Raw genomic sequence first — 21,001 nt, forward strand, 5'->3', positions numbered from 1 at the left:
CCTGCCGTCGCCGCGGGCTGCACCATGGTCTTCAAGCCCGCCGAGCTGACACCGCTGACGTCCCTTGCCTTGGTGCAGATCTTCCGGGAGGCAGGCCTTCCCGACGGCGTCCTGAACGTGGTCACCACCTCCAGCGCCTCCAGCGTGGTGGGGACCTGGACCAGCAGCGGCATTGCACGGAAGATCAGCTTCACCGGCTCCACCGAAGTGGGCAAGATCCTGCTGCGCCAGGCGGCCGACAACGTCATGCGCTCCTCGATGGAACTTGGTGGGAATGCACCGTTCATCGTCCTGGCCGACGCGGACATCGAGAAGGCCGTCGACGGCGCGCTAAAGGCCAAGATGCGGAACATGGGCGAGGCCTGCACCGCGGCGAACCGTTTCTTCGTGCACCGCTCCGTGGTGGAGGAATTCAGCGAGAAGTTCGCCAAGAAGATCTCCGAACTGCGGGTAGGCAACGGCGCCGTGGAAGGCACCGAGGTCGGCCCTCTCATCGAGCAGAAGGGCCTGGACAAGGTCGAGAGCCTCGTGGCCGACGCGGTCGCCAAGGGGGCACGCGTCCTGACCGGAGGAAGCCGCCCGGAGGGTCCGGGATACTTCTACACCCCCACCGTGCTGACCGACGTGCCCCTGACCGCGGAACTGATGAGCACCGAAATCTTCGGCCCGGTAGCAGCCATCACGGCGTTCGACAGCGAGGACGAAGTGCTTCGCCTCGCCAACGACACGGAGTGGGGTCTCGTTGGCTACGTCTTTACTGAGAACATGGACAAGGCCCTTCGCTTCTCCGCAGAACTGGAAGTAGGCATGGTCGGACTGAACACCGGCTTGGTTTCCAACCCGGCGGCACCCTTTGGCGGCGTCAAGCAGTCCGGGCTGGGACGCGAAGGCGGCAAGATTGGCATCGAGGAATTTCTTGAGACCAAGTACACCGCAATAGCGGTCTAGAGAGCGCAGTAAGCCGAAGAATGAATTGAAGGGGGAAGCTAATGGCGGCACCAGAAGGACTGTTTGTTCTTGAAGGAAGGCCCACGGCGCAGCTGATCGCTGATCAGCTGCGGGAACAGATTGTCCAGGGGACTTTCCGCCCGGGACAGCAGATCAATGAATCTGCAGTGGCCGCGCAGTTGCGCACGTCCAGAGGCCCACTCAGGGAAGCACTGCAGCGCCTGTGCCAAGAGGGTCTCCTGATCAGCCACCGCAACCGTGGGGTCTTCGTCCTGGAGCTTTCGACCGCTGACATCAAGGAGATCTACGCCGTCCGCGAGGCGGTGGAACTGGCCGCGTCCAACACCTTGATGGATGCCGGACGGGACCAGATCAACGACACCTGCCGGGTGCTGAAGGAAATCATCAGGGACATGGCGAAGCACGTCGCCGTATCCGACTGGCAGGCGATTGCGCGGCTGGACATGCAATTCCACACCACCTTCGTTGCAGGCACGGGCAACACCCGGCTGATCCGGATTTACGAGACGCTGGCAGCGGAATCGAGAATGTGCATTCTCAGCCTGGAAGTTGCCTACCCCCGCCTGGACGTGCTGGTGCAGGAACACCAGAACCTATTGGACCTGCTCGAAGCAGGCGACCGAAAAGGGTTGCAGCAGGCCGTCAAACGCCACCTGCAAAAGGCTGTTGAAGATCTCACCGTCACAAGGCAAGACAACGAAATCACCGCCTAGGGCATCCTCGAGTAGGACCTACAGGGAAGAGGTGGCCAGGTCCCATGGACCTGGCCACCTCTTCCCTTTTGCCCGTCCCGGATGCCCGCGACGCGTATAGGCAGGAAGAAATATGACCGCAAGAAAATTCTGTAAATTGTCGATGATCTGCGATCCGGGTGGTTCCATAATTAGGTAAGAACGTTAGAGGGTCTGATCAGGAGTCGGCTCCGGCTCCCCCCTCGCCCAAGGAAGCAGCGATGAAGACCAGAAGCAAAGCCCAGAGTGCAGTTGCAGGATTGGCGGTTCTGTTGGCACTGGGCGCGTGCGGCCCCGGCGGCGGCAGTGATCCGGCACGGGAGGGCCCGAACACGTCAAATACGGCTGACATCTCCGAGGGAGTCCAGCCCGACGAGGCCGTGGTCAAGCTCTTGCCGCAGGCCTACAGGGACAAGGGCGAACTCACGGTGGCCATGGACCTTCACTACCCGCCGACCACGTTCCTCGCCGATGACAACGTCACGCCGATCGGCCTCAACCCGGATATGGCGCGGCTGATTGCCAAGAAGCTGGGACTGAGGCTGAAGTTCGAGAACACTTCGTTCGACACCATCATTCCTGGCCTTGACGGGGGCCGTTATGACTTCACGGCCACCACGATGTCCCCCACTGCCGAACGGCTGAAGGTGTTGGACATGATCGACTACTTCAATGGAGGGCTTTCTGTTGCCGTGGCGAACGGCAACCCCCTGAACATCAGCAATGACGATATGTGCGGCAGGAACATCGCTGTCACCAAGGGCTCCAACGCCCAACTGAAGCATCTGCCGAACATCTCCGAATGGACCTGTACATCCAGGGGCAAGCCGGCCATCAACGGCGTTACACTTCCCAACGTCCAGGAAGCGCTCACGCAATTGGCCTCCAAGAGGGTTGACGGCGTCTGCTACGACACTGTTTCGCTCGTCTGGGCCGACAAGCAGCAGCCGAACACTTTCACGATTCTGACTCCGCAGGTGGACACGCGCTCGGATCACGTGGTTGCCATCGCCCTGAAGAAGGGCTCACCGCTGACCCCCGCCCTGCAGAAGGCCACCCAGTCCGTTCTGGACAGCCCCGAATACAAGAAGTCGCTCGCAAATTGGGGCCTCGAGGCAGGCGCCATCACCGAAGCAAAGCTCAACTAGGGGACACTGTGCTGAAATTCAATGGCCTCGGGAGTGCAACCAAAATGACTCCGGTGGACCCGGCGCTCAAGCCGAGGCTGCGGCGTCGAAGTGCCTTTGAATACGCCGCCTGGATCGTATGTTCCCTGCTGGCCTTGGGCATTCTCTTTTCCGTATCCACCAATCCAAACTTCAAGTGGCATGTGGTCGCCCGGTACTTCACCCACGAAACCATCCTCCGCGGCCTGATGCTCACCGTCTTCCTCACGGTTGCCAGCATGGTCTTCGGAACGCTGCTGGGTCTCGTGCTTGCGATCATGAGGTCCTCCAGCATCAAACCCATCGCGGCCACGGCGGGCGTCTACATCACCCTGTTCCGCGGGACGCCGGTCCTGGTGCAGCTCATCTTCTGGTTCAACATCGCCGCGCTGTACCCGAACCTGACGATCGGAATTCCCTTTACCGACATCAGCACCGCGGTCGACATCAACGCCCTGATGGCGCCCATCACGGCAGCCCTGATCGGCCTGACACTCAACGAGGCCGCCTACATGGCGGAGATCATCCGCGGCGGATTCACTTCCGTCGGCAAGGGTCAGATCGAAGCCGCCGACTCACTGGGAATGAGCAGCGCCACCAAGATGCGCAAGGTCATCATTCCCCAGGCCATGCCCTCGATCATCCCGGCCACCGGCAATCAGGTCATCGGCATGTTCAAGGAAACCTCCCTCGTCAGCGTGCTCGGCGTCGCCGAACTGCTTCAAAGCGCCCAGCTTATCTACGCCCGCACCTACGAGACCATCCCGCTGCTGATCGTCGCCAGCCTCTGGTACCTGGTGATGACACTCCTCCTGAGCTATCCGCAATCCCAGCTCGAGAAAAGGTACTCCCGTGCATCCTCCAGGCTTCCCCGGAAGGCGAAAAAGGTTGTGCTGACACAGCCGGAAGGTATTGCCCGATGAGAAGTCCACGAGTCCTTTACTGTCTAGAAAATACGTAGTTTGACCAAGAGTGAGATGAGGAAAATCAATGGCGGCACCGGATGGACTGTTTGTCCTGGAGGGAAGGCCCACGGCGCAGCTGATCGCCGATCAGCTGCGGGAACTAATCGTCCAAGGGACGTTCCGCCCGGGACAGCAGATCAATGAATCTGCCCTGGCCAGTCAGCTGAATACGTCCAGGGGTCCGCTCCGGGAAGCACTGCAGCGATTAAGCCAGGAGGGGATCCTGGTCAGTCACCGCAATCGCGGGGTGTTCGTCCTGGAACTGTCGACCGATGACATCAAGGAGATCTACGCCGTCCGCGAGGCGGTGGAATCAGCCGCCGCAAACATCCTGATGGATGCCGGGCAGGAGAAGATCAATGACACCTGCGACGTGCTGAAGGGAATCATCAAGGACATGGCGAAGCAGGTTGCCGTGTCCGACTGGCAGGCAATTGCACGGCTGGACATGCAGTTCCACACTTCGTTCGTGGCCGGCACGGGAAATTCCCGGCTCTTCCGGATTTACGAGACGCTGGCAGCCGAATCGAGAATGTGCATACTCAACCTGCAGGTTTCCTACCCTCGCCCGGACGCGCTGGTCCAGGAACACCAAGTCCTCCTGGACCTGCTGGAGGCAGGCGACCGAAAGGGTCTCCTGCGCGCCATCAAACAGCATCTGGGACAGGCTGTTGAGGATCTCACCGCTACCCCGACATGACATGACGTGACACGGGGATGCTGCCGTAACGATACGGTCCGACACGAGCAAGAGCCCACAGCTGCTGCACGGGGCTCTTGCTCGTAAGGAGCCGCGAAAGTTGCCGGCCGTCATTGGAAGGGGACGTTTTTCACCCTAGCCATTGTCAACAATCGACGATAGACTTTGAGCTGAATTTTTATGTTCGTGCACGAGCCAGGACGGAGCCGGAGTGAGGCTCCCCCACGAGGCACGCGTGCGCCTCGACGTGGACCCGAAAGGCGGATAGCGCAATGGTTAGTCTGATCCTGCTCATCGCAGCAGGGCTCCTGACCAGCTCAAGCGCGGTGTCGCGTTTGAGCTGGTCCGCTGCAGACGCAAGGAGTCCGAGAAGGTTCGGAATCAGCTCCCTGGTGCAGATCTGCGCTGGCATCGTTGCCTTGGGTTCGATCCTTCTTGCTGTTCATGTTCAACAAGGCGGTTTCCAGTGACTGAACTGATCTTCCACGATCCGCTTGCTAATTCAGTGCCCGAACAGCACGCAGACGGCTCCCGCGTCGCTGTCATTTCTGTTCACGCTTCACCCCAATCGGAACGCGTCGAAAGGAAACGCCTAAACAAGAAGAGGCCCGCTACACGAGCCGATGCGATCGAAGCCGTTTCACGGGAACTCGAACTCCTCGCTCTGCGGAGGGGAAGGCAGTGAGTCAGACGGAAAGAGAACACATCGTGGCTCCAACGCCCACCAGCCCCGCAAGCCCCCTGTGGGCGGCCCGTGCCAAGGGCCTCGTTGGTTCCATCATCGATTCAAGCACATCACTGCTGCAGCGGCAGACCCACGATATTGTCAGCTTCGCCATGGGGAGCCCGGCTGCTGAGGCGGTTCCCTCTGATGCCTTCCGCGAGATCTATCATTCCGTTCTCGCCGATGCCGGGGCCGCAGCTTTTGCGTATGGAGCCACGGAGGGCGAAACCGCGCTCCGCGACGAACTCCTTGCATACCTGGAAGCGACTCCCGAGCGCACGACGGCCGAACGGCTGCTCATCACGACGGGAGGAATGCAGGGGCTGGACCTCGCGGGCAAGCTGTTTATTGACCCGGGAGACCTGGTGATTGTCGAGGCACCGACCTACACCAACGGAAGCGCCACGCTCCTGGCATACGGTGCGGACCTCCGGGAGGCACCCATCGACGACGACGGCCTGATGGTTGAAGCACTGCCGGAGCTGGTCCACCAAGCGGGCCGTTTGCCCAAGGCCATTTACGTCATTCCGAATTTCCAGAACCCCACCGGGACGGCAATGTCCCTGGAGCGCCGCCACCTCCTACTCGCGCTGGCCAGGGAATGGGGAAGCATCATCATCGATGACGACCCCTATGGCATGCTGCGTTTCGACGGCGAGCACATCCCGGGATTCCGCGAGCTCGGCGGCGGGGACCCGCTCGTCTTCTCCGTCCGCACTTTTTCCAAGATCCTCGCCCCGGGGCTGCGTGTCGGCTGGGTGGACGCTGACCCCGCCATCGCGGCGAAACTCATCGATGCAAAACAGACGATGGACACCTGCACCAACGTTCCCAATCAGCTCCTGGCAGCCGAGTTCCTTCGCCGCGGTGACCTTGAGCCACATCTGCGGCGGCTCCGCAGCGAATATCAGACGCGGATGCGGGCGATGCACACGTCGCTGGAGCGCCACTTCAGCGGACAGGCGGCATGGACGAATCCCCAGGGCGGATTCTTCCTGTGGCTCACATTCGGTGAACATGTCGACACTTCGACGCTCTTTGATTTGGGCGTCCATAACGGTGTGGCGTTTATCCCCGGACGGGCGTTTTCCGTGACCGGGCAGTTCGGCAACGCTCTGCGACTGTGCTTTGCTTCGCAGACGCCTGAGCGGACGGAGCTCGGCATTTCCCGGCTGGCGGATACGCTCAGGGCCTCCTGAGTATTTGACGGCGGAGCTCTGGTCCGCGGGGGCCAGCAAGAGTAGCGTCGGTGAAAGACATGGCGACGGCGGCGGCCTGGCCACAAGGTCCGGGCGCGCACCGGCGTTGGTTTTGTGAAGGGGCCGGGATGGCTGGATGGAACGCTGACACTGCTGCCGGACCTGTGGGGGCAGGGACCATCACCCTGGTGGAAGGCACATCCTTCTGCATCTCCCTGCCGAACGGGGACATCCATCCGGAGTATCCGCACGGAGTTTTCTTCCAGGACACCCGCATCCTGTCCCGCTGGAGCCTGACAGTTAACGGCCAGGCTCTGGAGCCACTGGCCGCGGAGACGAAGGAACCGTACCGCGCACTGTTTGCCGGCCGCGTCACCCGCTCGGACGGGTATGCGGACAGTCCGCTGATCGTGGAGCGGCTGCGCGAGGTAGGCGCCGGCATCCAGGAGCAGATCACCCTTCGCAACTACTCCCCGGATGCGGCCGAATGCATCCTTTCCGTGAGGGCCGACGCGGACTTCGCGGACCTTTTCGAGGTTAAAGAGGCACGGATCGAGGGGCGGTGGAAAGAAACCCGGCAGGCGGACGGTGATACTTTGACCATCCGGGCCGCGTGGCAGGATGTCCGGAAGGGCATTCTTATCCAGGCCCCGGGAGCCGACGTCACCGAGGAAGCCGTGACATACCGGGTGTCCCTCGGGCCGCACAGCCAGTGGAGCACGGTGCTCACCGCGGTGCCCAGCGCCGAGGCAACAAGTCCTCCGCCGCCGTCGTTCATCCATGCCGGCGGTGAGGAATTGTCCCCACGGGACCGGCGCCGGCAGGAGTGGGTGGCCAAGATTCCGGTCGTGCAGATGGGCAACCACTCCATCGAGCGGACCCTGCGGCGCAGCTATGACGATCTGGGCGCGCTCCGCATTGAGGACCCGAACCACCCGGAACGTGTGGTGGTGGCCGCCGGGGCGCCGTGGTTCATGACCCTTTTCGGCCGCGACTCGCTGTGGGCGTCAGAGATGGCGATGCCGGTGGATCCCTCACTGGCCCTTGGTACGCTGCAAACCCTGGCGGACCGCCAGGGCAAAGTCGTGGATCCGATGAGCGAGGAGGAACCGGGCAAAATCCTGCATGAGGTCAGGCTGGATGTCTCCAGCGGGCTTTCCTTGGGCGGAAAATCCATCTATTACGGCAGCATCGATGCCACCCCGCTCTTCGTGACGGTACTTGGATCGGTGAGCCGCTGGGGCTTCGCCAAGGAAACCATCGCCGCGCTGCTGCCCCACGCGGACCGGGCGCTGGACTGGATTCGGGACTACGGCGACAGGGACGGCGACGGGTTCGTCGAGTATGAGCGCCTCAACCCCCGGGGGCTGATCAATCAGGGCTGGAAGGACTCCTGGGATGGCATCAACTTCGCCAACGGCCGGCTGGCCGAGCCCCCTATCGCACTGTGCGAAGTGCAGGCCTACGTCTACGACTCTTACATGGCGCGCGCCTGGATAGCGTACGACGCCGGCGACACACCTTTAGGTGATGAACTGGCCGACCGCGCGGCGCAACTGAAGAAGCGGTTCAACGAGCAGTTCTGGATCCCAGACCGCGGCTACTTTGCCATCGCCCTGGACGGCAAGAAGAGGCAGGTCGACGCGTGCGCCTCCAACATGGGCCACTGCCTGTGGGTCGGCCTCGTGGATGAGGACAAGGCTCCGCAGGTGGCCGAGCACCTCATGTCGCCGGAGATGTTCAGCGGTTGGGGCGTCCGGACCCTCGCCAGCGACATGGGCGCTTACAACCCGGCGAGCTACCACAACGGCTCGGTGTGGCCCCACGACAACGCCGTCATCGCGGCAGGCCTGATGCGCTACGGATTCATGGCGGAAGCGCAGCGCATCTCCACGGCCCTCCTGGAGGCCGCCGAATATTCCGACGGCCGGCTGCCGGAGCTGTTCTGCGGCTTCAGCCGGGACCAGTTCGCCGAGCCCGTCCCCTATCCAACGGCGTGTTCGCCCCAGGCCTGGGCGGCCACCACGCCGATCCAGCTCGTGACCACACTGATGCGGTATGACGCCCATGTTTCCCGCGGCGGCTTCTGGATGGACCCCGTCCTCCCGGAGTCCTACGGCGACCTGCACATCACCAATGCACCGATGGCTGGCGGCCGGATCACCATCGACATCGCCAAATCCGTACCCACAGTCCAGGGGCTGCCCGAAGGAATGATTTTCCATCAGGGCCACCGGCCATGGCTGGCCGAACTCGTGAAAGAGGCCGGGCTGCACCGAAACGGATAGCAAGTACGACGGCGGGAGGCTGGCAGATCTGCCAGCCTCCCGCCGTCGTCGTCAATTCAGTTGCAGAAGCGCTAACCGGCCAGTCCGGCGAGGCCGAAGATGGTGGCGGCGATGGCGAAGCCCATGGTGCCGATCAGGGTTTCCATGACGGTCCAGGTCTTCAGCGTGGTCTTGACGTCCATGCCGAAGAAGCGGCCCACCAGCCAGAAGCCGGAGTCGTTGACGTGGGAGACCACCACGGAGCCGGCGGCCACCGCGATGACCAGGGCGGCGATCTGCATGCCGTTCAGTCCCGCCTCCGCCACGGCCGGGGCGATGAGGCCCGCAGTGGTGGTCAGGGCGACGGTGGCGGAACCCTGGGCAATGCGCAGGATCGAGGAAATCAGGAAGCCTGCCAGGATGAGCGGGATGCCAAGGTTGCCGAGGACGTCGGCCAGTGCGTCGCCGATGCCTGACGCGCGCAGCACTCCGCCGAACATGCCGCCGGCACCGGTGATGAGGATGACGGAGCAGACCGGGCCCAGCGCGGATTCGAGCAGCTTCTCCAGTGCGCCGTTGGTGGTTCCGCGGCGGGCGCCGAGAACGAACATGGCCACGAGGACGGAGATCAGCAGCGCCACCGGGGTCTCACCCAGTGTGCGCAGAACCTGGAACCACTGTTCGTCCTTGACCGATTCCGGCAGCACCCCGGAGGCGGCGAAGGTGTTCAGGCCGGTGTTGATGAAGATCAGCACGAGCGGCAGGAGCAGCAGCCCGATGATGGTGCGGAAGCGGGGCGGGTGTGATTCAGCCTCGGCGCTGGCGTGCCCAAGCAGTTCCGGAACGGGGAGTTGCATGCGCTTGCCGGTCCACAGGCCGTACAGGTAGGCGGTGACGTACCAGGTGGGGATCGCGGTGAGGAGGCCGGCGATGGTGACCAGGCCGATGTTCGCTTCGAAGAATGCAGATGCCGAGACGGGTCCCGGGTGCGGCGGCAGGAAGATGTGCATCACGGAGAATGCTCCGGCTGCCGGAAGGCCGTAGCGCAGCACTCCCCCGCCGAGGCGGTGGGCCACAGCGAAGACCACGGGGAGCATGACCACGAGACCGGCGTCGAAGAAGATCGGGAAGCCGAAGATCAGCGAAGCGAGGCCCAGGGCAAACGGGGCGCGCTTTTCTCCGAAGATGCCGATCAGGTAGTCGGCCAGGACCTTCGCGCCGCCGCTGGTTTCGACGATGCGGCCGAGCATCGCGCCCAGGCCCACGAGCAGCGCCACGGTTCCGAGGGTTGTCCCGAAGCCGTTGATCAGCACCGGCACCACCTGGTTGGCGGGTATTCCCGTGGCGAAAGCCGTGGCGAGGCTGATCAGGATCAGTGCGAGCAGCGCGTGCATGCGCAGCCTGATGATCAGGAACAGCAGGACCCCGATCGCGGCCGCCGCGATGAGCAGCAGGGGGCCTGCGCCCATCGTTTGAGTCCATCCTTCGATGACCATGGTTCTCCTTTGAAACAAATGTTGGGGTTGAGAGATGAAAAGGCGTTAGTTCAGTGGGCGCAGCGCGTCCGGTCCGACGGCAGCTTGAGCGCCGCCAGGATGGCCCCGATGAGCTGCTCCGGGGAGCGGGAGATGTCCAGGCGAAGGCTTCCCTCGGCCAGTTCCTCCGGGCTCAGCGGCTCCAAGGTGGCGAGCTGGCTGGGCAGCAGTGTGGGCGGCATGAAGTGGCCTTCCCGCCCCTGCATCCGCTCGCTGATGAGAGCGGCCTCGCCGTGGAGGTGGATGAAGAGGACGCGGCCTTCCGCCTCGGACAGGAGCCGGCGGTAGCTGCGCTTGAGGGCGGAGCAGGTGAGCACGGTGCTGCGCCCGGCCCGGGCCTGCCCGGTCATCCAGTCCTGGATCTGCTGCAGCCAGGGCCAGCGGTCCTCGTCCTGCAGCGGAACGCCTTGACTCATCTTGTCGATGTTGGACTGCGGGTGGAACTCGTCCGCCTCGGCGCATGCCCAGCCAAGCTGCTTGGACAGAGCGGCCGCGATGGTGGACTTGCCGGAACCGGCAACGCCCATGACCACCAGATGCGTGGCTGGATACTGCATGTTTACCTCCGAAGAAGACGTCTTTGGCTTGTGGAAGAAGCTCATTCTGCAGCCCGAAGCGAACTGCGCTGGAGATAAGGTATCACCAATCGACGTCAAAGATACTATCTTTGAGTGTCACAGGTCATACCTTTCGCTTCATCTTCCGGTACGCTGGAGGAGCGCCTGGGCGCGGATGGAAGGCAGGATTATGTCGACGGCGACAGTAGACCACGCGGAGAACGCGAACGACGGCGGGTCCCCCGCCATGCATGAACGCGTGCTGGACGCTGTGGGGGTGGCCATCGCCGCCGGAGAGCTCCCGCCCGGAAGCCGCCTCACTCTCGAAGGGCTGCAGCAGGAGTACGGGGTGTCCCGCACCGTGGCACGGGACACGATGAAGGTCCTGGAATCGATGAACCTGGTGTATTCGCGGCGCCGGGTGGGCATCGTGGTGCAGCGCCAGGAGCTGTGGAACGTCTTTGATCCGAAGCTGGTGCGGTGGCGCCTCGCGTCCGAGCGCCGGGCCCAGCAGTACAGCAGCCTCACCGAACTCCGCATCGCCGTCGAACCGATTGCCGCGGCCGGGGCTGCGCGCAGGGCCAGCGCCGCGGAGCGCAGCCAACTGGTTGCCTTGGCCGCGGACCTGAGGCGTCTCGGCGAAGCCGGTGAACTTCAGGCCTTCCTGGCTGCGGACATCGCCTTCCACCGGCTCCTGCTGACGAGTTGTGGCAATGAGATGTTCACGGCCCTCGAAGGGATGGTGGCGGAGGTGCTCACCAGCCGGACCCAGCAGGGGCTCATGCCGTTCAAGCCCCGCCCGGAAGCACTCGACGCCCACGAGGAGGTGGCCGCCGCGGTGGCCGGCGGCAATGCCACCGCAGCCGAGAGCGCCATGCACCACATCCTGGACGAGGTGCGCAACGCGATGGGGCTGCACTAGTCCCGGGGGTTGAGCCTGTCGAAACCGAGCCAGTCGAAACCGAGCCAGTCGAAACCGAGCCTGTCGAAACCGAGCCCGCCGAAGCCGGCGGCGGCCCCGAGCGGGCCGTGGCCGGATGGCTTCCCGGTTGCTCGAATTCAGCGAGAATCAGCCATGGAACGGGCTGGCAACCTTTTAATTTATGTCTGGTGTGGCTTTTGGGCGCGGCGCATAATTTTAAGCGCCGCTCCAATCTGCCGAATATCAGGCTCGCGAGCGGGTTATTCATTCACCGGCCGGGCCCCGGGGGCCCGCCGGCATCGCGGCGAAGGTGGGCCGGTCTGCGGCCCACCCCTTCGCGCCCTTACCGGAAGATAACGGTCTCAGAGGGTTGGAAAGACAATGTTGCACCGCACCAAAAAGGGACTCATGTCCATGGTGGCCGCCGCAGTCCTGACGGCGGGACTCATGCCCGTCACCGCCGCAGCCCATGGCGGCGGGGACGATGACGACAACGACCGGAAGCTGACTTCCCAGCAGCGCAAGCTGGTCAACACACTGAGGGACGTCACTGAGGAGTACCGCTCACTGGCTGAGGCAAAGGAGGACGGCTACAAGAAGGTCACCGCATGCGTCGAGAAAAAGGGCGTGGGCGCGATGGGCTTTCATTACGCCAAGAATTCCCTGATTGACGGCAAGACCGATGCCCGCAAACCAGAAGTGCTGGTGTACATGCCCGACAAGCACGGACGGTACAAGCTGGTTGCCGTCGAGTTCCTTTCAACGGCCAAGACCAGGCCGGAAATTGCCGGCGTAAAGTTTGAGAACGGCCCGTTCCCCGGCACGTTTGCCCTGCACGCCTGGGTTTGGAAAGAGAATCCCGACGGAATGTTTGCGGCCTACAATCCCGATCTCCGCTGCCCGAAGTAGCGCGCGACTCCTAGGCAGGTGAGATCCCGCCAAACCAGCACACCCGAGTTAACAAGAGCAGGGCCCGTCGGCGACGGGCCCTGCTTGGTTTCGAAGGAACGTTTCCGGTTCTCCTCGAGTGAACGGGCGCCGGCGGGGGGCCTCAGCGCCCACGTTCTCCCGCAGGTTTTTTCCAAGCTGGTTCCCCGATTGTCATAGGGCAATCAATTCTGCTGGGAATGCTGGGTCTCGGTATTGACCATCCGCGGCGGAGGAAGACATGGCAACACGCAGGGACGCCCTAAAGTTCGGCATGTTTGGCGGGGCTGTTGCCCTGGCCGGAACAAACGTGGGCGCTGCCCTCGCGGGCGTGCCGGCCAGCGGCTCGGATGAATCGACGACCACCACGGCCAGCCTGCTCGCACCGGCAAACATGCCGGTCCCCTATGCAGCCACGTTTCGGCGGCCGCCGGAGTTGATCCCGTACTCAACCGGAAGGGACCCTGACGGCCGGCCGTTTGCGAAGTATTCGCTGTCCCAGAAGCTGGGACAGGCGCAGATCGCCCGTGGCCTGTCCACCACGATCGCCGGCTACAACGGCACGTTCCCCGGCCCGACGATCCGGGTCCCCCAGGGCACGCGGACCGAGGTGCGGATCAGCAACCGGCTGCCGGCCAAGGGCCTGCTGTACACGGACCCGTTCAATACCGTCACGCACCTGCACGGCTCGGCCTCGCTGCCGCAGTACGACGGCTACGCCAACGACCGCACAGCCCCGGGCAAGGTAAAGAACTACCACTACCCGAACTGGCAGGCGGCCCGGACCCTTTGGTACCACGACCACAACCACATGCTCACTGCGCAGGGCGTGTATTCTGGGCTCGCCGCCTTCTACCCGCTGTCAGATCAGCACGAACAGGCGCAGCTGCCCCAGGGCGAGTTTGACGTGCCGGTCCTCGTCTCGGACGTGATGCTGAACGCCAACGGCTCCCTCGCCTACAACGACAACGGCCACGACGGACTGTGGGGCGACATCATCACTGTGAACGGGGTGCCGTGGCCCACCATGAAGGTCAAACCGCGGATCTACCGGTTCCGGTTCCTGGTAGGCTCCATCACCCGTTCCTACCGGTTCGCCCTGTCCACCGGGGACCCTTTCTACGTCGTGGGGACGGACGCCGGCATGACTGCGAGGGTCCAGGCCGTGTCGTCCTGGCGGCAGGGCACAGCGGAGCGATATGAGGTGCTGATCGATTTCCGCAAGTACAAGCCCGGACAGGCCGTCGAGCTAAGAAACCTGAGCAACAAAAACAACGTGAACTTCGCCAACACCGGCAAGGTCATGAAATTCCTGGTGGTAGCCGATTCGCCGTCCCCGGCCGGTTCCCGGAGCCTCAGCTCCATTCCCTCGATCTTGGATGTCGGCGAGCCGCCGTCCAAGGCCACCGGGGGCTTGGACACCATGAAACTGACCCCCGACATGGCCGTTGCCAAGCGGATCCTGCGGGTCCGGCGGGAGCACGGCGAATGGACGATCAACGGCGAGACCTGGGCAGACGTGGAGAAGTCCAACTTCACCCGTTTGTTCGCCAACCCGCAGCGGAACCAGGTGGAGCAGTGGACCATCGTCAACGACTCCGGCGGCTGGTTCCACCCGGTACACATCCACCTCGTCGACGGCAAGATCATCGCCCGGAACACCAATGGTGGAAAGCCCTTCGCCTGGGAGAACGGGCCGAAGGACGTGTTCTATGCCGGCGAAAATGAGTCGATCACGGTCCTGATGCAGTTCGACACCGGCGGGCAGCAGGGCGGCCGCTACATGGTTCACTGCCACAACCTCGTGCACGAGGACCACGACATGATGGTCCAGTTCTCCGTGGGCGACCTCCGCATCAACGACCCTATACGCTCCGATCCACCCGTCTTGGAAACAAAGCCAGAGGGGTTCTACGCCTCAACGTACAAGGCCGCCTATCCGGCGGGCACGTGACATGAACCGGGTCGCTCTGATCGTCCCGGCACTGCTGCTGTCCTTCTCGCTCGGCGGCTGCACCGGCGGCGCCGCGGTCACGCCGTCGTCAGACCCGACTGCGGCGTCCGCTGCAGCTTCCGGGGGAACCCCGGCGAACGGCACGGCTCCCGGCACTTCGGATGCGGCCCTGGCGCAGGCGAAAGAAGGCCAGGATCTGGGAAACGGCCGGCCTGTTGTCAGCTACGACGGTCTCATGGTCCGGCGTCGAGTGGTGATCGCGGTCCGCTCCAGCTCGGCCGCTGACCTTTCGGGGATCCGCAAGGCACTTGACGACGCCGCCGGTACCCGAGGAACCGTCCTGGCCGGCATCTCACCGAGTGTCCTCGAACCAGCTCTGCTGCAGCAGCTTATGCCGGAACTGGTCGTCGCTTTGCCCCCGACGGGCACGCGTGACGACGGCCTGGCTGTGGTTAAGCAGGCCGACGATGAGGGAGCGGAGAAACTGGGGGCCGAGCACTTCCACGTGCTTCAAACGTTGGTGCATGACCTGCGCTTCAGCATCCGAACCACGAATCCAGCCGCACTGTCGGCTGCGGTGGACCGGGAAGGAATCCTCTCGGACGCACTCGGAATCTATGACACCACCGCCCGGGGCGGCGTGCTCAACATCGACTACACCGGGCCGCTCCTGGGCGATGAAATCGTGGAAAGCGTCCGGGCCGGCATCGCCCGCCAAGCCCACACGGCACCGTCCGCCGTCGAAGTAACACCGCGCGCCGAAACCGGAACCGGCGTCGATATGGCCACCGAACCGCCGTGGGACCCCGTGGTGCCGGAGGAAATGCCTGACCACGCGCACGGCTGAGCCGATGGCTTTGGCGGGTTAACAAAAGCAGGGCCCGTCAAAGACGGACCCTGCTAGAAACCTTACGGTTCCGGACTCAGAAGAGTTAGCTGAAAGCTAAGTCTTAGAGAGCCTGGATGTTTACGGCCTGGGGACCCTTGGGGCCCTGCTCGGTTTCGAAGGAGACCTTCTGGTTCTCTTCGAGGGAGCGGAAGCCGGAGGAAGCGATCGCGGAGTAGTGTGCGAAGACGTCCTGTGAAGAGTCATCGGGGGAAATGAAGCCGAAGCCCTTTTCAGCGTTAAACCATTTGACGGTACCAGTAGCCATTATTTTTGTCCTTCGTGAAGGTGGAGGAAAAGTCCCGACTTTCGGGTCCTCCGGTGTGGGGTGTTCAAAACCGCTACTTCAGAAGAACGCGGACTTTCGACCGCGCGTACTGCCTGAACTACCAAATACAAACACAACAACGATCACTACTCTACACGGGTTTCAGGCTCGGGTTTACCAAACGGACAAATCGGCGAAGTTCGGCGAGGTTTGGAAGGCCGTGACCTTAGCCGGGCCGGGACACGGCCGCACCCGTTGAATACGAAGCTGGCGTTCCACTATTCACTCAGTGTATAGATGGAGGCGTGAACACCTCCCGCACCCTGCTGGGCCTTTTGAGTCGCGAGCCGAGCTACGGCTACGACCTCAAACATTCTTACGACCGCTACTTCGGGGCCGGGAAGGCCTTAGCGTTCGGCCAGGTGTATTCCACGCTGGCCCGGATGGTTAGAGACGAGCTGATCCGGGCCTTGGGTGAGGAGACCGGGGGCGGTCCGGACCGGAAGAAATACGAGATCACCGCGGCGGGCCAGAACACGGTCCGCGAGTGGCTGTTCACTCCCGTCGTTCCCTCGGAGTCCCTGCAAAGCGAGCTCTTTGCCAAGACCGTAATCGCCTTGCTGCTCGACGACGACGCCGACCGCCTGCTCGATGTGCAGCGCGGTGAACACATGGCCCGCATGCGTGAATTGACCCGCCTGAAGAAGGACGCAGACCTGTTGCAGGTCCTGATGTGCGACCACGGCCTGTTTCACATTGAAGCCGACCTGCGCTGGATCGACCTCACCAGTGCCCGCCTGACCCAACTCAAGAAGGAGCTCCAGAAGGCATGAGCGCCAAGGACACCACCACACCCATCCTCAGTGCCCGCGGCCTGCGCCACTCCTTCGGGCACACCGCGGCATTGCGGGGCATCGACCTCGACGTCCATGCAGGGGAAGTGCTCGCCGTCATGGGCCCGTCCGGATCCGGCAAGTCCACGCTGCTGCACTGCCTCGCCGGTGTGCTTGTGCCCGACGGCGGTTCGGTCACCTACCGTCCCGCCGGCCGGTCGCCGATGGAGACCAGCGCCCTCGGCGAACCGCAACGGGCCCGGCTGCGCCTGACCGATTTCGGTTTTGTCTTTCAGTTCGGCCAGCTGCTGCCGGAGCTCACGGCGGCAGATAACGTCAGCCTTCCACTGCTCCTGGCCGGAACCAGGCGAGCGGAGGCGCTGCGCCGGTCCAGTGATCTGCTGGCCCGCCTCGGTCTGGACGGGATGGGTGACAAGCTGCCCGGTGAACTGTCCGGAGGCCAGGCCCAACGCGTCGCCGTTGCCCGTGCGATGGTGACTTCCCCTGCCGTGTTGTTTGCCGATGAGCCCACGGGCTCACTTGATTCCCTCGCCTCAGAGAGCGTACTGACTCTCATGCTCGACCTTGTCCGCGAAGCAGGGACCACTGTGGTGATGATCACCCATGATGCCCGCACGGCTGCGTATGCGGATCGGGAAGTTATCGTGCGCGACGGCGGAATCGGCGCCGGTTACCGGGTGTCCGCGTGAATTCCGGGCTGCTGAAACTGGCAGTGGTCGGCAGCCGGTCATCCTACGGTCGGCTCGCGGGAATCGCTGGAGGGGTCGCTGTTGGAGTGTGCCTGTTGTTGCTGCTGTGGGGCGGTGCCAACGGTCTGAGCGCCCGCGATGACCGCGGTGCCTGGCTGCGCGAAACGGGACACCCCTCCATGGCCGCTCCCCTGACGACGGACGGTCCGACCACTTCAGGACCGGCAACACCCGTGCCGCTGATCGCCGACACAGCGCTTATGGTAGCCAACCCGGTGGAAGTCTTCCGCGATCAACTCATCAACCGCCGCGATTTCGCGAGCCTGGGCTCCACCAGCGTCACGATCCCCGGGATCGGCAGCCCTCCGGCGCCGGGCCAGTACTTTGCCTCCCCGGCGCTGCAGCGTCTGATCGAGTCAACGCCACGGGACGAGCTTGGCGATCGTTTCGGTCGGTTTGCCGGCACGATTGACGATGCTGCCTTGCCCGGGCCGGACTCCCTGATCGTCGTCACGGGGGCAACGGAAGCCGAGCTCCGCCAAAGCGGGAGAGCTTTCCTGGTGTCAGAATTCACCACCAACCCTTATGGTGGCAGCGCGGGCGCCTACAGCACGGTGTTGTCCATCGGGGCCATTGCGGTGTTCTTCCCCGTTCTGCTGCTGATCAGCATTGTCACCGGCCTGGGCGCTGCCCAGCGCCGGGAACGCTTCGCCACCATGCGTCTCATTGGCGCATCCCCACAGGTTGTCTCCCGGATCGCCGCCGTCGAAACCGCTGTCCCCAGTCTGATCGGTGCAGCGCTGGGCGTCGTGCTGGCCGTCGCGCTGAGGCCGGCTGCCGCGCAGATACCGGTCAACGGCTCAAGGATGTTCGTCGCCGACCTAAACACTGGCTGGGCGGCGGCCGCGGCCGTCGTCGCCGTGGTGGTCGCAGCCTCGGCACTTGTGGCCGCTCATCGCACGGCCCGTGCAGGCATTGGCCCACTGGGCGTGACGAGGGCTGTGCACGAAAAAACGCCCACCAGATGGCGGGCCGTGCCCTTGCTGGCCGGCCTGGCCGCCATGATCACGGCTGTACTTCTGATCCGGGTTCTGGAGGTACGGCTGCCCTGGCTGGAATCACCGCTCCTGATCGGCGGCTTCGTGTTGGTTCTCGTCGGCATCGTGGTCATCGGCCCGTGGCTTACCCGGCTGGTGAGCGGGGTGGGGCTGCGCCGGGCCCGGAGCGCGGCGGGAGTCATTGCCGCCAGCCGGATCCAAAGAACCCCGGTGGCGACGTTCCGCTCCGTATCAGGCCTCGTGATCGCCGTGTTCGTCGTCTCCGTGTTCGCCGGAGGATCCAGCATCATCGAATCCGCAGAGGCGCCTCCCGCCCGGCCTGGCCTGATTCAGCCCACCAGCCTTTATGCGACCGTCGGCAGCGGGCATACCCCGGGCCAGGTCGCGGAGGCCGCCCGCGAGGCCAAGGAACTGCCCGGAATCCGCAGCGCCACAGTCGGCTACGGCCCGGCAGTCCTTTCCGCACCGGATTCCGGGCCGGAAATCTACCTTCACGCCGCGGACGCTCCCGGCCTCGGATTCGAAGACATTCCAGCCGCACAGATTGTCGCCGTCGATACGTCGTTCCTCTGGACAGCGCAACCTCTTGCCCTGAACCCGGCGCCCGCCGCCAACCTGGGCCGAATGGTACCGATTGTGATTGTGCTCGGCACCGACGGGACCCCCGAAGCCATGGACCGCGCGCGGACAGCGTTGGACACTTCAGGCATCACGGCCATCCCGGCCACCTCCCCGCTGGACCTCAAACTGCAGTCCAGCACCCGCCTGATTCAGGGTCTGGCCGTGCTCGCCTACCTCGGGATGTTCGTCGCGATCGCAATCGCCGGCCTGTCCCTGGCCGTCGCCACCGCCTCCGCCGTCCTGGACCGCAAGCGAGTCCTCGGACTTATGCGACTGATGGGAATGCCGGTGTCCGTCCTGCGCCGGATCATCACCCGTGAAGCGGCAGTCCCGCTCCTGACCGTGCTGCTGCTCTCGGTCGGCCTCGGATTCCTCGCGGCCTGGCTAATGGTGACGTTCATCGACGACACCTACCGGGTGACCTGGCCAGCGCCCGGTTATTTCATGGCCCTGGGCCTCAGCCTGCTGCTGGCCCTCGGAGCGGTCACCGCGACATTCAGCCTTATCCGGGGCAATACGGCTATGACGGCTACCCGCTTCGAATGAAAGCCGTAGTCTGCAAGAACGCCGGCGCATTTCGAGCCGCAGTTTCGCGGGCGTCTTCGGAATCTTCGCTGCCCCTGGCCGAATACGAACGCGAATTGATCTGTGAACGCACCACCGAATTTTCTAAGCAGGATCACCGGCCCCTAGCCTCGCCCGCGCCCCCGGAACGCATTATGCTTCACACCAACCAGCCCATCGGACCCCCCCCAGAACCGGAAGAAGAAGCCATGCAGATGCCCAAGCCGTCAGAGGCGGACAAGGAACATTTCCGTGCCGTCATGCCCACGGACCCCGACATCGTGGTCAAGCCGATGTTCGGCAACCTTGGCGCCTTCGTCAACGGGAACATGTTCGCAGGCCTCTTCGGCCCCACCATCGGCGTCCGGCTGTCGGACGCCGACCGGGCGGAACTCGAGGCGTCCGAACGGACCGTCCCCTTCGGACCGGAGGAGCGGCCCATGGGCGGATACACGGGATTGCCGGAGATCTGGAACTCCGAAGGCTCCGGCGATGAAGCGCGGGAGAAGGCCTGGGTGACCAAGGCCTACAACTACGTCGCCGGGCTGCCGCCGAAGGAGCCGAAGGCCTCCAAGCCCCTGACCAAGAAGTAGCCGCCGGCCCTCCGCGATGCCGCGGCGGCGAACGCAACGTCTCCACCGCCGGCGCCCGGACGCGCTGTTGGACGGCTAGGGCTGGACCACATTCACGAGTTCTGACCGGCTGCCTGTCTGCAGGTCCTCGGTGAGGACCAGCGCGCCGACCTCGGGGCAGTGATATTTATGCTCCCGGGAGTTCTTTTCAAGCGGCGTCCAGTCGTAGACCTTGACGCAGTCGGTGTAGGTGCCGCTTTTCGTGGTGACGGTCTGGCCGGTGGCGACGGTGTCCCGCATGTCCTCCGCATGGCCCACGTAAAATTCCTGCCGATAGGAATCGCCAACGCGCTGCTCGGCCTTCATCCAGATGCCAGCTTTTGCGCCATCTTTCCCGTGGAGGAAGCTGCCTGAGTGGTGCAGCAGCATTCCATTCCAGTAGTTATTCACGTCCTCGCCGAAGTACCACACGTCACCGTTCTTATGTTGCGCCAGGTAATCCCGGGTCTCCTCGACCAGTTGCCCATTCTTGTATTCCTTGTCCAGATAGACGACTGTCTCAACACCGTCTACGACCAAGGTCTCGGGCAGGATTTCTATTTCGATCCGCTCGGTGACTTTTCCTTGCTCCGTGGTCTCGTACGTCAGCTTCTTGCCGACAGGGAGGGCGAAGTATTTGTTGGTTATGTTGGTGGAGAAATCGGCAGGGTTGATCTGCGGGTTGTACTCCGCGGCCCTGCTCCTTTTGGTGGTGTCGAAGAAAAAGAGAGCCGCCCCGCCAACAACCAGCACCAGGACGAGGACGCCAAAGAATATTTTGGTTCGTTGATTCATGACCTTTCCCACTCCTTCTGAGTAGAAATTCCTATGAGG

19 protein-coding genes are annotated in these 21,001 nt (G+C 63.4%); 15 read left to right on the forward strand and 4 right to left on the reverse strand.

All coding sequences use genetic code 11. The features are described from left to right. The 7 genes from AC3A3W_RS11840 to AC3A3W_RS11870 all read left to right on the forward strand — a co-directional run. The coding region (locus tag AC3A3W_RS11840; RefSeq protein WP_487442994.1) for an aldehyde dehydrogenase family protein at positions 1 to 948 on the forward strand (948 nt) is incomplete at its 5' end. 41 nt (positions 949 to 989) lie between these two features. Next, positions 990 to 1,682: a GntR family transcriptional regulator gene (locus tag AC3A3W_RS11845; protein WP_487442996.1), complete on the forward strand. Its 693-nt coding sequence runs from the start codon at positions 990 to 992 to the stop codon at positions 1,680 to 1,682. A gap of 239 nt (positions 1,683 to 1,921) precedes the next feature. Continuing rightward, a complete protein-coding gene (locus tag AC3A3W_RS11850; protein ID WP_487442998.1) occupies positions 1,922 to 2,848 on the forward strand; it encodes an ABC transporter substrate-binding protein in 927 nt (308 codons plus the stop codon). 44 nt (positions 2,849 to 2,892) lie between these two features. Further along, on the forward strand, positions 2,893 to 3,789 hold the full coding sequence (locus AC3A3W_RS11855) for an amino acid ABC transporter permease (RefSeq protein ID WP_487443000.1): 897 nt from the start codon (positions 2,893 to 2,895) through the stop codon (positions 3,787 to 3,789). 67 nt (positions 3,790 to 3,856) lie between these two features. Then, the gene (locus AC3A3W_RS11860; RefSeq protein WP_487443001.1) at positions 3,857 to 4,531 is read left to right on the forward strand and encodes a GntR family transcriptional regulator; all 675 of its coding nucleotides are present in this window, start codon (positions 3,857 to 3,859) and stop codon (positions 4,529 to 4,531) included. A 681-nt stretch (positions 4,532 to 5,212) separates the two neighbouring features. Further along, on the forward strand, positions 5,213 to 6,454 hold the full coding sequence (locus tag AC3A3W_RS11865; protein ID WP_487443003.1) for an aminotransferase-like domain-containing protein: 1,242 nt from the start codon (positions 5,213 to 5,215) through the stop codon (positions 6,452 to 6,454). A 128-nt stretch (positions 6,455 to 6,582) separates the two neighbouring features. After that, positions 6,583 to 8,742, forward strand: a complete 2,160-nt coding sequence (locus AC3A3W_RS11870) for an amylo-alpha-1,6-glucosidase (protein WP_487443005.1) — start codon at positions 6,583 to 6,585, stop codon at positions 8,740 to 8,742. Positions 8,743 to 8,813: 71 nt separating this feature from the next. On the opposite strand, the gene AC3A3W_RS11875 is transcribed toward AC3A3W_RS11870, so the two are convergent. Together AC3A3W_RS11875 and AC3A3W_RS11880 are read right to left on the reverse strand one after the other, a co-directional pair. After that, a complete protein-coding gene (locus AC3A3W_RS11875) occupies positions 8,814 to 10,217 on the reverse strand; it encodes a GntP family permease (protein WP_487443007.1) in 1,404 nt (467 codons plus the stop codon). A 50-nt stretch (positions 10,218 to 10,267) separates the two neighbouring features. Continuing rightward, positions 10,268 to 10,813, reverse strand: coding sequence for a gluconokinase (locus AC3A3W_RS11880; protein WP_487443009.1), 546 nt, complete (start codon positions 10,811 to 10,813; stop codon positions 10,268 to 10,270). Positions 10,814 to 11,003: 190 nt separating this feature from the next. Here AC3A3W_RS11880 and AC3A3W_RS11885 point away from each other — a divergent pair, with 190 nt between their 5' ends. From AC3A3W_RS11885 to AC3A3W_RS11900, 4 genes are all read left to right on the forward strand, one after another. Continuing rightward, positions 11,004 to 11,735, forward strand: coding sequence for a FadR/GntR family transcriptional regulator (locus AC3A3W_RS11885; RefSeq protein ID WP_487443010.1), 732 nt, complete (start codon positions 11,004 to 11,006; stop codon positions 11,733 to 11,735). A 381-nt stretch (positions 11,736 to 12,116) separates the two neighbouring features. Next, positions 12,117 to 12,644, forward strand: coding sequence for a hypothetical protein (locus AC3A3W_RS11890; protein ID WP_487443012.1), 528 nt, complete (start codon positions 12,117 to 12,119; stop codon positions 12,642 to 12,644). 259 nt (positions 12,645 to 12,903) lie between these two features. Then, positions 12,904 to 14,616 carry a multicopper oxidase family protein gene (locus AC3A3W_RS11895; protein ID WP_487443013.1) on the forward strand — a complete coding sequence of 571 codons (1,713 nt, stop codon included), beginning with the start codon at positions 12,904 to 12,906 and terminating at the stop codon, positions 14,614 to 14,616. Position 14,617: 1 nt separating this feature from the next. After that, positions 14,618 to 15,463 carry a hypothetical protein gene (locus AC3A3W_RS11900; RefSeq protein WP_487443015.1) on the forward strand — a complete coding sequence of 282 codons (846 nt, stop codon included), beginning with the start codon at positions 14,618 to 14,620 and terminating at the stop codon, positions 15,461 to 15,463. 103 nt (positions 15,464 to 15,566) lie between these two features. Here the strand turns inward: AC3A3W_RS11900 and AC3A3W_RS11905 are convergent, their stop codons facing one another. After that, positions 15,567 to 15,770 carry a cold-shock protein gene (locus AC3A3W_RS11905; RefSeq protein WP_024365339.1) on the reverse strand — a complete coding sequence of 68 codons (204 nt, stop codon included), beginning with the start codon at positions 15,768 to 15,770 and terminating at the stop codon, positions 15,567 to 15,569. A gap of 305 nt (positions 15,771 to 16,075) precedes the next feature. Here AC3A3W_RS11905 and AC3A3W_RS11910 point away from each other — a divergent pair, with 305 nt between their 5' ends. The 4 genes from AC3A3W_RS11910 (at position 16,076) to AC3A3W_RS11925 (ending at position 20,149) form a co-directional block, all read left to right on the forward strand. Beyond that, positions 16,076 to 16,603, forward strand: a complete 528-nt coding sequence (locus AC3A3W_RS11910) for a PadR family transcriptional regulator (protein WP_487443017.1) — start codon at positions 16,076 to 16,078, stop codon at positions 16,601 to 16,603. Beyond that, on the forward strand, positions 16,600 to 17,313 hold the full coding sequence (locus AC3A3W_RS11915) for an ABC transporter ATP-binding protein (RefSeq protein WP_487443019.1): 714 nt from the start codon (positions 16,600 to 16,602) through the stop codon (positions 17,311 to 17,313). Before AC3A3W_RS11910 ends, AC3A3W_RS11915 begins: the two co-directional genes overlap by 4 nt. Beyond that, positions 17,310 to 19,538, forward strand: coding sequence for an ABC transporter permease (locus tag AC3A3W_RS11920; RefSeq protein WP_487443021.1), 2,229 nt, complete (start codon positions 17,310 to 17,312; stop codon positions 19,536 to 19,538). Before AC3A3W_RS11915 ends, AC3A3W_RS11920 begins: the two co-directional genes overlap by 4 nt. Positions 19,539 to 19,765: 227 nt before the next feature. After that, the gene (locus AC3A3W_RS11925; protein ID WP_487443023.1) at positions 19,766 to 20,149 is read left to right on the forward strand and encodes a TfoX/Sxy family protein; all 384 of its coding nucleotides are present in this window, start codon (positions 19,766 to 19,768) and stop codon (positions 20,147 to 20,149) included. Positions 20,150 to 20,224: 75 nt separating this feature from the next. Here AC3A3W_RS11925 and AC3A3W_RS11930 read toward each other — a convergent pair whose 3' ends face one another. Then, positions 20,225 to 20,962 carry a hypothetical protein gene (locus AC3A3W_RS11930; protein WP_487443025.1) on the reverse strand — a complete coding sequence of 246 codons (738 nt, stop codon included), beginning with the start codon at positions 20,960 to 20,962 and terminating at the stop codon, positions 20,225 to 20,227. Between the last annotated feature and the right edge of the window lie 39 nt (positions 20,963 to 21,001).

Source organism: Arthrobacter sp. Soil_N43 (assembly GCF_057655195.1).

What these genes read in the sequence shown, in the direction of transcription:
- AC3A3W_RS11845 (WP_487442996.1), top strand. Translation starts at nt 990, where the DNA reads ATGGCGGCACCAGAAGGACTGTTTGTTCTTGAAGGAAGGCCCACGGCG.
- AC3A3W_RS11850 (WP_487442998.1), top strand. Translation starts at nt 1,922, where the DNA reads ATGAAGACCAGAAGCAAAGCCCAGAGTGCAGTTGCAGGATTGGCGGTT.
- AC3A3W_RS11855 (WP_487443000.1), top strand. Translation starts at nt 2,893, where the DNA reads ATGACTCCGGTGGACCCGGCGCTCAAGCCGAGGCTGCGGCGTCGAAGT.
- AC3A3W_RS11860 (WP_487443001.1), top strand. Translation starts at nt 3,857, where the DNA reads ATGGCGGCACCGGATGGACTGTTTGTCCTGGAGGGAAGGCCCACGGCG.
- AC3A3W_RS11870 (WP_487443005.1), top strand. Translation starts at nt 6,583, where the DNA reads ATGGCTGGATGGAACGCTGACACTGCTGCCGGACCTGTGGGGGCAGGG.
- AC3A3W_RS11875 (WP_487443007.1), bottom strand. Translation starts at nt 10,217, where the DNA reads ATGGTCATCGAAGGATGGACTCAAACGATGGGCGCAGGCCCCCTGCTG.
- AC3A3W_RS11880 (WP_487443009.1), bottom strand. Translation starts at nt 10,813, where the DNA reads ATGCAGTATCCAGCCACGCATCTGGTGGTCATGGGCGTTGCCGGTTCC.
- AC3A3W_RS11885 (WP_487443010.1), top strand. Translation starts at nt 11,004, where the DNA reads ATGTCGACGGCGACAGTAGACCACGCGGAGAACGCGAACGACGGCGGG.
- AC3A3W_RS11890 (WP_487443012.1), top strand. Translation starts at nt 12,117, where the DNA reads ATGTTGCACCGCACCAAAAAGGGACTCATGTCCATGGTGGCCGCCGCA.
- AC3A3W_RS11895 (WP_487443013.1), top strand. Translation starts at nt 12,904, where the DNA reads ATGGCAACACGCAGGGACGCCCTAAAGTTCGGCATGTTTGGCGGGGCT.
- AC3A3W_RS11900 (WP_487443015.1), top strand. Translation starts at nt 14,618, where the DNA reads ATGAACCGGGTCGCTCTGATCGTCCCGGCACTGCTGCTGTCCTTCTCG.
- AC3A3W_RS11905 (WP_024365339.1), bottom strand. Translation starts at nt 15,770, where the DNA reads ATGGCTACTGGTACCGTCAAATGGTTTAACGCTGAAAAGGGCTTCGGC.
- AC3A3W_RS11915 (WP_487443019.1), top strand. Translation starts at nt 16,600, where the DNA reads ATGAGCGCCAAGGACACCACCACACCCATCCTCAGTGCCCGCGGCCTG.
- AC3A3W_RS11925 (WP_487443023.1), top strand. Translation starts at nt 19,766, where the DNA reads ATGCAGATGCCCAAGCCGTCAGAGGCGGACAAGGAACATTTCCGTGCC.
- AC3A3W_RS11930 (WP_487443025.1), bottom strand. Translation starts at nt 20,962, where the DNA reads ATGAATCAACGAACCAAAATATTCTTTGGCGTCCTCGTCCTGGTGCTG.